Source organism: Pantoea eucrina (genome assembly GCF_001691555.1).
Taxonomy (GTDB): Bacteria; Pseudomonadota; Gammaproteobacteria; order Enterobacterales; family Enterobacteriaceae; genus Pantoea; species Pantoea borealis.
In genome coordinates this window covers 25,823-38,920 of the sequence record NZ_MAYN01000008.1, presented here as the reverse complement: position 1 = coordinate 38,920, position 13,098 = coordinate 25,823, and the positions used below count along the sequence as shown (strand labels likewise).

The window sequence follows — 13,098 nt, the reverse complement described above, 5'->3', positions numbered from 1 at the left end:
TGCGGCAGACAGGCCGGTATTGCCTGTATTTAATGAATTTCAGGGGTGTTGAAGGTCATGGCAGAGAAAAAAGTCGCGAAAAGGAACCGTCGCGAAGAGATTTTGCAGACGCTGGCGCAGATGCTGGAGTCAGGGGATGGCACCCAGCGAATTACCACCGCCAGGCTGGCCGCTAACGTAGGCGTCTCCGAGGCGGCTCTCTACCGCCACTTCCCCAGCAAGACACGGATGTTTGACAGTCTGATCGAATTTATCGAAGACAGTCTGATTACCCGCATCAATCTTATCCTGAACGATGAAAAAGAGACCACGGCACGGCTGCGTCTGATTACGCAGCTGATTCTGGGTTTTGTTGAGCGTAATCCGGGACTGACGCGTATCCTGACCGGTCACGCGCTGATGTTTGAACAGGATCGTCTGCAGGAGCGTATCAACCAGCTGTTTGAGCGCATTGAGATGCAGATGCGTCAGGTGATGCGCGAAAAGAAAATCCGCGACGGAGAGGGATTCCGGACAGATGAAGCCCTGCTGGCCAGCCAGCTGCTGGCGTTCTGCGAAGGCCTGCTGTCACGCTTTGTCCGTTCCGGATTTCGCTACAGCCCGACGGCAGAGTTTGACAGCCGCTGGCAGCTGATAGCCGCGCAGCTGATTTAATCGCCTGCCTGTCTGGCCAGGTGCGCCTGAAAGCGTCTTCTGCGGCCGCCGCGGATGGCGGCCGCAGCGCGGTTTTAAATACCATACTCGTTGCGGTAAGCGCGCACTTTTGCCAGATGATCTGCCATCTCCGGCTTCTCTGCCAGATAATCAATCAGATCGCTCAGGGTAATAATGGCGGTGACCGTACAGTGATAATCGCGCTCCACTTCCTGAATCGCTGAAATCTCGCCGCGCCCGCGCTCCTGACGATCGAGTGAAATCAGGACGCCAGCCAGCGTGGCGTGATGCGCGCTGATAATGTCCATCGATTCGCGGATCGCCGTACCGGCGGTAATCACATCATCAACCAGCATCACTTTGCCTTCCAGCGGACTGCCTACCAGCAAACCGCCTTCACCGTGATCTTTGGCTTCTTTACGGTTAAAACAGTAGGGCACATCGCGATCGTGATGATCGGCCAGCGCCACGGCAGTGGTAGTGGCAATGGGAATACCTTTATAAGCCGGGCCAAACAGCAGGTCAAAGCTGACGCCGCCGTCAACCAGTGCCTGCGCATAGAAACGCCCCAGCAGGGCCAGGTCGCGCCCGCTGTTAAACAGGCCGGCGTTAAAAAAATAGGGGCTTTTTCGTCCGGACTTCAGGGTAAACTCACCAAATTTCAGCACCCCTTTATTCAGGGCAAATTCAATAAACTGACGCTGCCAGGCTTTCATCTCTCACTCCTCAAATAAAGAAAAGGCGACCCGGAGGTCGCCTTAGTACATCAACTGGATAGCGCAGCCTTCTGCGCCTGAATCAACTGTTCAATCCCGCCTCGCGCCAGCGCCAGCAGTGTTAACAGCTCCTCATGGCTGAACGGCTCGCCTTCTGCGGTGCCCTGCACCTCAATCATCCGGCCATCTTCCATCATTACCACGTTCATATCCGTTTCCGCTGCGGAGTCTTCAACATACTCCAGATCGCACAGCGCCTCACTGCCCACGATGCCAACAGAGATAGCGGCCACCATACCTTTCAGCGGGCTGCTCTTCAGCTTACCCGCGGCAACCAGCGCGTTCAGCGCGTCCGCCAGCGCCACGCAGGCGCCGGTGATTGACGCGGTACGCGTGCCGCCATCCGCCTGAATAACATCGCAATCCAGCGTGATGGTGTACTCACCCAGCGCAGTGAGATCGACCGCAGCACGCAGCGAGCGGGCAATCAGACGCTGGATCTCCAGCGTACGGCCACCCTGCTTGCCTTTGGCCGCTTCGCGCGCCATACGGCTGTGGGTTGAACGCGGCAGCATGCCATATTCTGCGGTCACCCAGCCCTGACCTTTACCCTTGAGAAAACGCGGCACGCCTTCCTCGACGGTCGCGGTGCAGAGCACTTTGGTTTCACCAAATTCAACCAGCACTGAGCCTTCGGCGTGTCTGGTGTAGTGACGGGTAAGGGTAACGGGACGCACTTCAGAAGTGCTACGGCCTGCAGGACGCATAGGTTCTCTCCGGCTTGCTTGAGTTTGGCTGCGCATTATACGGACTTCAGCCGCCACTGTCCCGCGTGCGTGGGACAGATCGACGATTCTCTTTGTGCTCAGCGGACAGCCGCGCAGACCAGCGTATCAATGCGGGTAGTGGTTCTGGCGTTAAAGCGCGTACGATACCGGTCGCGCGCGCGCTCAATCACGGCAGAAAAGTCCACATCCGGTGGATAGAGCAGTACCACTACCCGGCGCGCCTCTCCCTTTCCTGCGGCGTCATAGCTTGTCAGCGTATCGCCAAAGCGCGGCATCAGCTCATCGCGCAGAAACAGCTGCCATTCCTGCTCCGGTACTGCACTCAGCCACAACGTGGTCTGCATCATCATCTCTCCGGTGCCACACAGCGCCACCGGTGCGTTGTGCTGCGGGATCGACTGCAGACGCGCCGGCGTGGTCTGACAACCGGTCAGCAGTAACAGCACTATCAGGCTGCACCAGAATTTATACAGATTACGAAACAGATCGGACATCATAGTCGCCAGGTAATATGCTTGCTCAGAGTGAATAGACCTGTTCTAACCATAGCAGCGTTTTGCTATCCCTATCCCGCTGCACCGCACGCCGCTATAATGCGCAGAACATTCCCTGAAAGAGTACAAGCTTATGATCCGCAGTATGACCGCTTACGCCCGTCGCGAAGCCAAAGGCAGCTGGGGCAGCGCGACCTGGGAACTGCGCTCGGTAAACCAGCGCTATCTGGAAACCTACATTCGCCTGCCGGAGCAGTTCCGCGGCCTGGAGCCGGTGATCCGCGAGCGTATCCGCGCCCGCCTGACGCGAGGTAAAATTGAGTGCCATCTGCGTTTTGATGCCGACCCGGGCGCGCAGGGCGAGCTGCAATTGAATGAAGCGCTGGCAAAACAGCTGGTGCAGGCCGCTAACTGGGTAAAAATGCAGAGCGATGAGGGCGCCATTAATCCGCTGGATATTCTGCGCTGGCCGGGCGTGATGTCAGCACCGGAGCAGGATCTGGATGCGATTAATGCTGAGCTGCTGACGGCGCTTGATGGCGCGCTGGATGACTTTATCGAAGCGCGTGAAAGTGAAGGTAATGCGCTGAAGGGGATGATTGAGCAGCGTCTCGCCGGCGTGTCGCAGGAAGTCAGCAAAGTGCGGGCGCAGATGCCGGACGTACTGAAATGGCAGCGCGAGCGTCTGGTGACCCGGCTGGAAGAGGCGGACGTTCAGCTGGAGAATAATCGTCTGGAGCAGGAGCTGGTTATGATGGCCCAGCGCGTTGACGTGGCTGAAGAGCTGGATCGCCTTGAGGCGCATGTTAAAGAGACCTATAACATCCTGAAGAAGAAAGAAGCAGTCGGCCGTCGCCTCGACTTTATGATGCAGGAGTTTAACCGCGAGTCGAACACCCTGGCCTCTAAATCGATTAATGCGGATATCACCGCTTCAGCGATTGAGCTGAAAGTGCTGATTGAGCAGATGCGCGAGCAGATTCAGAACATTGAGTAAGGTTTGCCTGCCATTATTAAAGGCATCTTTGCATAAGCCCGCAGCAGCGGGTTTATGCAGCCTCACTTCCGTAGACCATTTTTTATCTTTTGCAATGTAAGCATTGTGCGTGCAATGATGTACAGCTGTGTCTGCTGCTGACCTGTCCTGACATATCTGCGGTATCTTCAGCATGAATACTGCCATTTTATCTGATTGATTTTACTGACTTAAAAGAAAAATCATCCTTCCTGCAGCCGGTAATGTCCCGGTTCCATAAATTCCATCAATCCTAAAGATACTAAAGTTAGCAGAATTCTTAAGGCACTATTTGCTAAAGTGCCGGTCGTAATTACTACAGTTGTACCGCACCAGGAACCATGGACCGACTTCTTAGCGCGTTACATTTACTCTACCTATGAAGGTGCTATGAAGAAAACCGGACAGTTTCGCTCCACACTGCTGCATCCCCGCTACTGGTTCACCTGGTTCGGTCTGGCCGTGCTCTGGCTGCTGGTGCAGCTTCCCTATCCTGTTCTGATCCGTCTCGGGGCAACCGCGGGTAAACTCTCCCGCCATTTTCTCAAGCGGCGTGAACGCATCACCCGCCGCAACATTGAACTCTGCTTCCCGCATATTAATGAAGAAGAGAAAGAGGTCATGATTGCCGGCAACTTTGAGTCGCTCGGCATGGCGCTGGCAGAAACCGGTATTGCATGGTTCTGGTCAGATGCGCGGGTCCGTCGTCTGTTTAACGTCAGCGGTATCGCTAACCTGCAGAATGCGCAGAATCAGCAGCGCGGCGTTATGGTTATCGGCGTGCACTTTATGTCACTGGAGCTGGGCGGTCGTATTACCGGTCTCTGCCAGCCAATGATGGCCATGTATCGTCCGCATAATAATCAGGCGATGGAATGGGCGCAGACCAAAGGCCGTATGCGCTCGAATAAAGCGATGATTGACCGACGCGATCTGCGCGGCATGGTGCAGGCGCTGAAGCAGGGTGAAGCCGTCTGGTTTGCCCCCGATCAGGACTACGGTCCGAAAGGCAGCGTATTTGCCCCTCTGTTTGCGGTAGAGAAAGCCGCGACCACGAACGGCACCTTTGTTCTGTCTCGTCTTGCGCGGCCTGCAATGCTGACGATTGTTCTGATTCGTAATCCGGATAAAACCGGTTACCAGCTCATTATTCAGCCGGAACTGGAAGGCTATCCGCATGAAGATGAAGCAGCGGCAGCAGCCTATATGAATAAGGTAATTGAAAAAGAGATCCTGCGCGCGCCGGAGCAGTACCTGTGGCTGCATCGTCGTTTCAAAACGCGTCCGCCGGGTGAAGCCTCTCTTTACGTCTGATCTGCACGGATAACCGTCCGCCGTCGTTTCCCCTGTCGTGCGGACCCTTACTCCGGTCATAAAGCCGATCGGCCTGACAGCATCCGCTGCGGGCTGATCAACCGTCCCCTTCACACGCATTATGCTGCCCGTCAGCCATATCACCTGCAGCATGAAGCCGATATAAGCGGCAGCATTCTGTTTCTCCTGGTTAACACGTGTATGAAACAGCCATTCTGTTGCCAGCGCGTGTGGCTGTCCGGCCCGGCTTAAGGCCCGGTAACACAGTAAAAAACCTCTGCTGCCCCACACTTTTCCTGTTGCGCCATAGGCAGCCCGGTCAGCTTCCGATAGGGTGAGATCACTCTGAATCAGGCTGCCTCAGGAGGCACCATGCTGCCCTCACAGACTCTCACGCTTACCGTGCCGCGTAACTGGCTGGATCTGTATGAAACTATCTGGCAACCCGCCTGTTTTGCAAAATGGGCAAGCGACCTGAACGGCGCAACGCTGGTGCAGGAAGGACAATACTGGCGGGCAAGGCGCGGAGAGAACTCGCTGAAACTGCGTTTTACGCCACATAATCCGTTTGGCGTTATGGACTACTGGGCAGATAACGGCAGCGGTAAAGAGCGCTATATGCCAATGCGCGTCATTGCCAACGGCCAGGGGGCTGAACTTATTGCCGTGCTCTACCGTCAGCCTTTTACTTCTGATGCGCACTTCGGGCAGGAAGTGGCGGCCCTGCGCGCCGACCTGGAAAGATTACTTTATCTTTTAACTCACTAGAATCAATTGCTTACATAACGCCTGATTTCCCAGCCACAGCTGGACGCAATGGCAAAAAAAATTGCATTTTTTTTGCGCAATACTCCTTAACTGTTTCATGGTTGTTTATAACATTTCAGCGCTGCATCCCCAGGATAGCTAAAGCGTCGTTAACGGGAAAATTCCTGGTTGACGGTGCAGTGCGATCAAAGAAAAGCGTTGATATAAAAGAACATTTATATCATTTCACATTCAGTAACTGCGGCCGATAAGACAATTTCCTGAAAAGATTAATTAGTCAGAAACATCACTGCTTAACTATTTTAATGCATAGTCTGAAACCATTAATTCCTGAAGTCTGTTTATAAGAATTTTCTCATGGTGTTAAATTAAATAAAAAACTGTATAACGTATTCACACACAGCAAGACTTAATAATAAAAACAGGGAAAAACATGGATCGCTCAACTTATCCTTTGTTATCAGAAAAAGAATTTGTTGAGATTGCCAGACGGATGCTGGCCGGGGATTATAATAATACAAAAGGATTTTATAACGATCTCACGGATTTCCTCCGTATTGGAGGAGATACCGTGCGGACAAAAGAAATAATAGATGCCTGCAGTATTACACTATTTTCAGAACACCATTTGCTGCAGTGCATTCATAAATGGCAAACCCTGAAAGGTATTTCAGGGCTGCGTCAGGATGTGCTGCACTAAGGTGCAGGGCATACCCCTTCTGCTCTGTACAATTTCTTAACTGTAATGGTACATGTACCATAATGAGCATACTGTGGCGATACGTGAAAGAGAACTGTCCAGCGCCAAATGGTCGCTTCTCTCTTCAGCAAAAATTATTGGCATTGGCGTCTTACAATTGACGCTGCTGGCGCAAACTCTGCAGGCGAATGAATTAAACCTGCTGGTTATAGCCATATTGACTCTGCTGGTTATCGATACACTTGCCGATCGCGGCTTTAATAATAAAATTATTCGCAAAATAAGCTTTAATAATAGCGAACTGTCCGTTCTTTACTGGGGAAGTATTTTTACCGGCTTATTTATTTTTGCAGCATTGTTTATTGGCAGTGATATTTATAGCGCTGTAGCGCAGCAGCCGCAGCTTGCGGTTATGCTGGAGATGATGTCGGTAATATTTATTATTATCCCGCAGGGGCAGCACTACCGGGCTATCCTGCAGCGGGAAAAGCAGTTTACGCGTATCGCTTTTACCGAGATCACGTCGGTAGCAGCGGGCCTGGCGGCAACACTCTTTACGGTGTGGCTGATGCCGTCGGCGCTCTGCGCGGTCTGGGGATACCTTGCACTGGTCTCCGTCAGAATGCTGCTCTGTTGCTACTACGGTCGCGCCTGGTTTCAGCCTGCGTACCGTTTTAGCCTGAAAGAATTCGCCAGCGTGCGAGCAAGAAACGGATAATAACAACAAGTCTGTATGGTGGGCTCTGGGCATCTGTCCGATGCATTCGCGTGCTGGTTAACAGCACGCTTTTTTCTTTTCTGCGCTGCAGGCAATCCCATCATTTCTTTTCTGAAAAAACGTGCTGCTGCATCATATTTTTTTATCACTAAAAATGATGCACTCTGTTTCTTCCCTACTGCACCTGCCTTTATTGAGCCCTCACATTAACTATTCTAATCCGATAGCGTTCAGTTGAAAAAAACTCAGTAGTCTCTGAGGTATCCAGGCTATAGCCTTGCCGGCCAGACTGCTGGAGTACCTCATGCTATTAACTGTTCTCTACCTTATCGGCATCACTGCTGAAGCGATGACCGGAGCGCTGGCCGCAGGCCGGCGCAAAATGGATCTGTTTGGCGTCATTATCATCGCTTCTGTCACTGCAATCGGCGGCGGTTCGGTGCGCGATATTCTGCTGGGTCACTACCCGCTCGGCTGGGTAAAGCATCCGGAATACATCATGATCGTTGCAGCGGCGGCGGTGGTCACTACCTTTGTTGCCCCGCTGATGAACCATTTGCGCAAAGTGTTTCTGGTACTTGATGCGCTGGGACTGGTGGTGTTCTCTATTATTGGTGCTCAGGTCGCGCTGGATTCCGGCCATGCCGCGATCATTGCCGCAATTGCTGCGGTTATCACCGGCGTATTTGGTGGCGTGCTGCGCGATATGTTCTGCAACCGTATTCCACTGGTGTTCCAGAAAGAGTTGTATGCCGGTATCGCCTTCGCGTCCGGCTGGATCTACATCCTGCTGCTGAAAACCTCGCTGGCGCATGAAGCGGTGGTGATTATTACCCTGCTGTTTGGTTTTACCGCCCGCCTGCTCGCCCTGCGTTTTCGTCTCGGCCTGCCGGTCTTCAACTATCCCCATCCCGAGCAGTGAGGGGGCTTCCGGAATGCCCTGCTGCTGCAGAAACGCAATAAGCTCACGCAGCTGAGGCGTCTGCAGCAGGGTGACCAGGCGCTGTGCCAGTACGTCGCCTATCCCTGGCAGCTGCTGCCAGTCAGCTTTGGTGCGCGCCAGCAGCTCATCCCACTGCGTATCCGGCAGGGACGCAAGCGCCCGGCGCGGCAGCGGCAGACCCAGCGCAGCGATCCAGCGACGCAGCGGCTGCTGACGCGTCAGCATAAAGCTGAGCCAGATACGCTGCGCCCGTGCCGGCGATATTCCCTCTGCCGCGGCAATCTGCTCTGGCGTCAGCGTCAGCCATGAAAAAAGGTGCGTCAGCGCACCCTGCTGTAGCAGACGCTGCCAGCTGCTGCGCTGCATACCGGCAATATCCAGCACCGTTTTCTGGCTCAGCCCGCTCAGGCGGGAAAGAAACTGTGCGCGACAGTCTGGCGTGATGTGCAGACAGCTGGTGGCGTGAAAAGCCTCACTGGCAGGCGGCTGCGGATAGTGTCGTTCTGCTATACGCCAGATCACCCGCTCCAGACGCGGGATCCCCAGCCCGGCCAGCGTCAGCGTGACCTGATCGCCGGCGATGACGTCCAGCGCGCGCCAGCGTGCGACGGAGCCAATGCTGATACGCCGCACGGTTTTATCCTCTGCCTGAACCGGCTGCAGATGCAACACCACTGCAATTTTTCCGGTGCGTCCAACGGAAAACGTGACGGCACGCACTTCGCTGCTGACTTCGGCAGGCTGGTATTTCCACGCGGCGGACCAGCTTCCCTGCCCTGGCTGCCAGTCGCGACCGGCAGCAGAAGGCGTAGCATGGATCACTACGCCATCAGTGGCAAACGGCAGCGCAGCGCGGAACCAGCGCGCGCGCCAGGCGGCAACCTGTTCTTCATCGCTGACCGGCTGGCTCCACTGCCGGGTAAGATCGAAGCCCCAGCGCGACAGCTGCGCGAGTTTTTCCGCCATATCGGGAGGTCCGTCTGGCCACGCCCAGATAAACAGCCCGGTGTGTTTCAGCAGCGGACTGGTTTCGCGCCGCATCATGGCTCCGGCCACCTGCGCACGGGCATTGGCGCCGCCATCGCGTGCCTGCTGATGATCGGTCATCTGCAGGAACAGCTCTCCCTGCAGTATGACTTCTGCCAGCGTGGTCTCAATCCGCTGGGGAATAGCCGGAATGTGCGCCGCTTTTTCCCGCCACTCTTCGCCGCGCAGCCCGTCGCCGCGGCTGATAAGCGACGTCAGCCTGCCGTGACGATAGACCAGCGTGACGGCCACGCCATCCACTTTGGGCTGGACCCAGAGCGCGGATTTATGCTGCATCCAGTAAGCAACCGCCAGCCTGTCGCGCAGCTTGCGTACTCCGGTATGGGCAACCGGGTGCGGTGTGCCACGGCTGGCCGGAAGTGCGGTTTCATGTAACGGCGCACCGGGTATAAAGCAGCGTTGCCACTGCTGTAACCTGGAAAGCAGACTGTCATAGTCATCATCGCTCACCGGCGACGCCCCCTGCTGGTAGTAAGCGTTATCCCAGTGACGCAGCTGTTGCTGCAGACGCGTTATCTCCTGTTGTGCCCGCATGGGTGACCAGACAGGACACAGCGCTTCTCCCCGGCTTTCTGTATTCAGCAGGCAGAGACCTAACCACAGCCATCGTTTCATTACCGCTCTCCTTTTTGCTGATTGGAGCGCGCGGCAGTGGTGATTGCCAGTAGCCTGCGCAATGCGTGGAACAGCGCTCGCGCACAAATCCGGCGTTTTACTGTCTGTTACTGCGTGGTTTGCGCCCGTTCGCAGAAAAGAATTGCTTTACCTGCGCGGCAAACGCTGCGTGGCGGCCCTGACCCGTGTATACTGTGCAGGAAATCGACTTCGCTCTTTACTCAATTCAAGATAACCATGGCTCAAGGCACGCTTTATATTGTTTCCGCCCCCAGCGGCGCGGGTAAATCCAGCCTGATTCAGGCGCTGTTAAAGACACAACCGCTCTACGACACACAGGTGTCGGTATCGCATACCACCCGCGACATGCGGCCTGGCGAAGCGCATGGTGAGCACTACTTTTTTGTATCCAAAGCTGAATTTGAAAGCATGATCGCTGAGGATGCGTTCCTCGAGCATGCCGAAGTGTTTGGCAACTATTACGGCACCTCGCGCGCCGCGATTGAGCAGGTTCTGGCCACCGGCGTGGACGTGTTTCTGGACATCGACTGGCAGGGCGCGCAGCAGATCCGCAGCAGAATGCCCGCAGCACGCAGCATTTTTGTCCTGCCGCCGTCGACCGAAGAGCTGGATCGCCGTCTGCGCGGCCGCGGGCAGGATAGCGAAGAGGTTATTGCGCGCCGCATGGCGCAGGCCGTGGCGGAAATGAGCCACTATGCTGAATACGATTACCTGATTGTTAATGATGATTTCGATCTGGCCCTGTCCGATCTGAAAACCATTATTCGCGCAGAACGCCTGCGTATGGGACGCCAGAAAGCGCGTCATGATGCTTTAATCAGCAAACTATTGGCAGTCTGAATTCAGTTTCAGTATTATGCCCAGTCATTTCTTCATCATCTGTGGAGTAGCACACCTATGGCACGCGTAACCGTTCAGGACGCAGTAGAGAAAATTGGTAACCGTTTTGACCTGGTGTTGGTCGCTGCACGTCGTGCACGTCAGATGCAGGTAGGCGGCAAAGACCCGCTGGTTCCGGAAGAGAACGATAAAGCCACCGTTATCGCCCTGCGCGAAATCGAAGAAGGCCTGATCACCAACCAGATTCTGGATGTGCGTGATCGTCAGGAACAGCAAGAGCAGGAAGCCGCTGAGTTGCAAGCCGTTACCGCTATCGCTGAAGGTCGTCGTTAACCGCACTCTGCAGGTCAACCTTGTATCTGTTTGAAAGCCTCAATCAGCTGATTGAAAAATACTTGCCTGAGGAGCAAATCAAGCGCCTCAAGCAAGCCTACCTTGTCGCACGTGATGCTCACGAGGGACAGACTCGTTCCAGCGGTGAGCCTTACATCACCCATCCTGTTGCCGTGGCCTGCATTCTGGCTGAGATGAAGCTCGACCATGAAACACTGATGGCCGCGCTGCTGCATGATGTGATCGAAGATACCCCCGCCACCTACCAGGATATGGAACAGCTGTTTGGCAAGAGCGTGGCTGAACTGGTGGAAGGCGTATCCAAGCTCGACAAGCTGAAGTTCCGCGACAAGAAAGAAGCGCAGGCAGAAAACTTCCGTAAAATGATCATGGCGATGGTGCAGGATATCCGCGTCATTCTGATCAAGCTGGCTGACCGCACGCACAACATGCGCACGCTGGGCGCGCTGCGTCCGGATAAAAAACGGCGCATTGCGCTGGAGACGCTGGAAATTTACAGCCCGCTGGCGCACCGTCTTGGTATTCATCATCTGAAAACAGAACTGGAAGAGCTGGGATTTGAAGCGCTCTATCCTAACCGTTTTCGCGTGATTAAAGAGGTGGTAAAAGCGGCGCGCGGTAACCGTAAAGAGATGATTCAGAAGATCCTGTCGGAAATTGACGGGCGTCTGCTGGAGGCAGGTATTCCCTGCCGCGTCAGCGGTCGTGAAAAGCATCTTTACTCCATCTACCGCAAAATGCATCTGAAAGAGCAGCGTTTTCACTCGATCATGGATATCTACGCGTTCCGCGTGGTAGTGAAAGATCTCGATACCTGCTATCGCGTGCTGGGTCAGATGCACAGCCTGTATAAACCGCGTCCCGGACGCGTGAAAGATTATATCGCCATCCCCAAAGCTAACGGCTATCAATCTCTGCATACCTCAATGATTGGACCGCACGGCGTGCCGGTTGAGGTGCAGATCCGTACTGAAGATATGGATCAGATGGCAGAGATGGGGGTGGCCGCCCACTGGGCCTATAAAGAAGCGGGTGAAAGCGGCACGACCGCACAGATCCGCGCTCAGCGCTGGCTGCAGAGCCTGCTGGAGCTGCAGCAAAGCGCCGGCAGCTCATTTGAATTTATCGAAAGCGTTAAATCCGATCTCTTCCCGGATGAGATCTACGTGTTTACGCCTGAAGGCCGCATCGTTGAGCTGCCAGCCGGTGCGACGCCGGTGGATTTCGCCTATGCGGTACATACCGACATTGGCCACGCCTGTGTCGGTGCGCGCGTCGATCGCCAGCCCTATCCGCTGTCACAGCCGCTCACCAGCGGACAGACCATCGAGATTATCACCGCGCCCGGCGCACGCCCGAACGCCGCCTGGCTCAACTTTGTGGTCAGCTCAAAAGCGCGCGCCAAGATCCGCCAGCTGCTGAAAAACCTCAAACGCGAAGATTCCGTTAACCTCGGGCGTCGTCTGCTGAGCCATGCGCTGGGCGGCAGTAAAAAGCTGGCTGAAATACCGGCAGAAAACGTGCAGCTGGAGCTGGAGCGTATGAAGCTCGCCAGCATGGACGATCTGCTGGCTGAAATTGGTCTGGGCAACGCCATGAGCGTGGTTGTGGCGAAAAACCTGCTGCAGTCCGCTGCAGATGCGGCGCAAAGCAGCAAGCGCAGCAAAAAACTGCCGATCAAAGGCGCCGATGGCGTACTGATCACCTTTGCCAAGTGCTGCCGTCCTATCCCCGGCGACCCGATTGTCGCGCACGTCAGTCCCGGCAAAGGCCTGGTCGTGCACCATGAATCCTGTCGTAATATCCGTGGCTACCAGAAAGAGCCCGAGAAGTTTATGGCAGTAGAGTGGGATAAAGTGACCGATCAGGAGTTCGTCGCGGAGATTAAGGTGGATATGTTTAACCACCAGGGGGCGCTGGCGAATCTCACCGCCGCCATCAACACGGCGGGGTCGAATATTCAGAGCCTGAATACTGAAGAGCGCGACGGCCGCGTTTACAGCGCCTTTATCCGTCTGACTGCTAACGACCGCGTTCATCTGGCAAACATTATGCGTAAAATTCGCGTGATGCCGGATGTAATCAAAGTCCACCGTAACCGTAATTAATGC

General features: G+C 54.9%; 13 protein-coding genes and 1 pseudogene. 10 read left to right on the top strand and 4 right to left on the bottom strand.

Annotation, left to right across the window (positions count from 1 at the left end):
* Positions 1-57 precede the first annotated feature (57 nt).
* Positions 58-654 (top strand): nucleoid occlusion factor SlmA, encoded by a 597-nt coding sequence (slmA, locus tag BBA90_RS06230; RefSeq protein ID WP_065648409.1) that lies wholly within the window; start codon positions 58-60, stop codon positions 652-654.
* 74 nt (positions 655-728) lie between these two features.
* On the opposite strand, the gene pyrE is transcribed toward slmA, so the two are convergent.
* The 3 genes from pyrE to BBA90_RS06215 form a co-directional block, all read right to left on the bottom strand.
* On the bottom strand, positions 729-1,370 hold the full coding sequence (pyrE, locus tag BBA90_RS06225) for an orotate phosphoribosyltransferase (protein WP_039381285.1): 642 nt from the start codon (positions 1,368-1,370) through the stop codon (positions 729-731).
* A 50-nt stretch (positions 1,371-1,420) separates the two neighbouring features.
* The gene (gene rph / locus BBA90_RS06220; RefSeq protein WP_065648408.1) at positions 1,421-2,137 is read right to left on the bottom strand and encodes a ribonuclease PH; all 717 of its coding nucleotides are present in this window, start codon (positions 2,135-2,137) and stop codon (positions 1,421-1,423) included.
* A gap of 98 nt (positions 2,138-2,235) precedes the next feature.
* Positions 2,236-2,652, bottom strand: coding sequence for a DUF3574 domain-containing protein (locus tag BBA90_RS06215; RefSeq protein WP_065648407.1), 417 nt, complete (start codon positions 2,650-2,652; stop codon positions 2,236-2,238).
* A gap of 133 nt (positions 2,653-2,785) precedes the next feature.
* Between BBA90_RS06215 and BBA90_RS06210 the strand changes: the two genes are divergently transcribed.
* The 6 genes from BBA90_RS06210 (at position 2,786) to BBA90_RS19530 (ending at position 8,089) form a co-directional block, all read left to right on the top strand.
* Positions 2,786-3,649: a YicC/YloC family endoribonuclease gene (locus tag BBA90_RS06210; RefSeq protein WP_065648406.1), complete on the top strand. Its 864-nt coding sequence runs from the start codon at positions 2,786-2,788 to the stop codon at positions 3,647-3,649.
* 408 nt (positions 3,650-4,057) lie between these two features.
* Positions 4,058-4,981 carry a kdo(2)-lipid IV(A) palmitoleoyltransferase gene (gene lpxP / locus BBA90_RS06205; protein ID WP_065648405.1) on the top strand — a complete coding sequence of 308 codons (924 nt, stop codon included), beginning with the start codon at positions 4,058-4,060 and terminating at the stop codon, positions 4,979-4,981.
* 372 nt (positions 4,982-5,353) lie between these two features.
* Complete coding sequence (locus BBA90_RS06200) at positions 5,354-5,749, top strand: polyketide cyclase (RefSeq protein WP_065648404.1); 396 nt, start codon at positions 5,354-5,356, stop codon at positions 5,747-5,749.
* A 433-nt stretch (positions 5,750-6,182) separates the two neighbouring features.
* Positions 6,183-6,449, top strand: coding sequence for a hypothetical protein (locus BBA90_RS06195; protein ID WP_065648403.1), 267 nt, complete (start codon positions 6,183-6,185; stop codon positions 6,447-6,449).
* 73 nt (positions 6,450-6,522) lie between these two features.
* Positions 6,523-7,167 (top strand): oligosaccharide flippase family protein, encoded by a 645-nt coding sequence (locus BBA90_RS06190; protein WP_167350664.1) that lies wholly within the window; start codon positions 6,523-6,525, stop codon positions 7,165-7,167.
* A gap of 304 nt (positions 7,168-7,471) precedes the next feature.
* Positions 7,472-8,089: a trimeric intracellular cation channel family protein gene (locus BBA90_RS19530; protein WP_075050760.1), complete on the top strand. Its 618-nt coding sequence runs from the start codon at positions 7,472-7,474 to the stop codon at positions 8,087-8,089.
* On the opposite strand, the pseudogene ligB reads toward BBA90_RS19530, so the two are convergent.
* Positions 8,036-9,772 (bottom strand): annotated as a pseudogene (ligB, locus tag BBA90_RS06180) (NAD-dependent DNA ligase LigB); the annotation flags it as partial. The gene BBA90_RS19530 and the pseudogene ligB overlap by 54 nt on opposite strands.
* Before the next feature lie 237 nt (positions 9,773-10,009).
* Here ligB and gmk point away from each other — a divergent pair.
* Genes gmk through spoT form a run of 3 tightly spaced genes read left to right on the top strand, consistent with a single transcriptional unit; the run spans position 10,010 to position 13,095 of the window.
* Positions 10,010-10,633 (top strand): guanylate kinase, encoded by a 624-nt coding sequence (gene gmk / locus BBA90_RS06175; protein ID WP_065648400.1) that lies wholly within the window; start codon positions 10,010-10,012, stop codon positions 10,631-10,633.
* Between the two features lie 57 nt (positions 10,634-10,690).
* A complete protein-coding gene (gene rpoZ / locus BBA90_RS06170) occupies positions 10,691-10,966 on the top strand; it encodes a DNA-directed RNA polymerase subunit omega (RefSeq protein WP_013511051.1) in 276 nt (91 codons plus the stop codon).
* A 20-nt stretch (positions 10,967-10,986) separates the two neighbouring features.
* The gene (gene spoT / locus BBA90_RS06165; RefSeq protein WP_039381317.1) at positions 10,987-13,095 is read left to right on the top strand and encodes a bifunctional GTP diphosphokinase/guanosine-3',5'-bis pyrophosphate 3'-pyrophosphohydrolase; all 2,109 of its coding nucleotides are present in this window, start codon (positions 10,987-10,989) and stop codon (positions 13,093-13,095) included.
* The last annotated feature ends 3 nt before the right edge of the window (positions 13,096-13,098 follow it).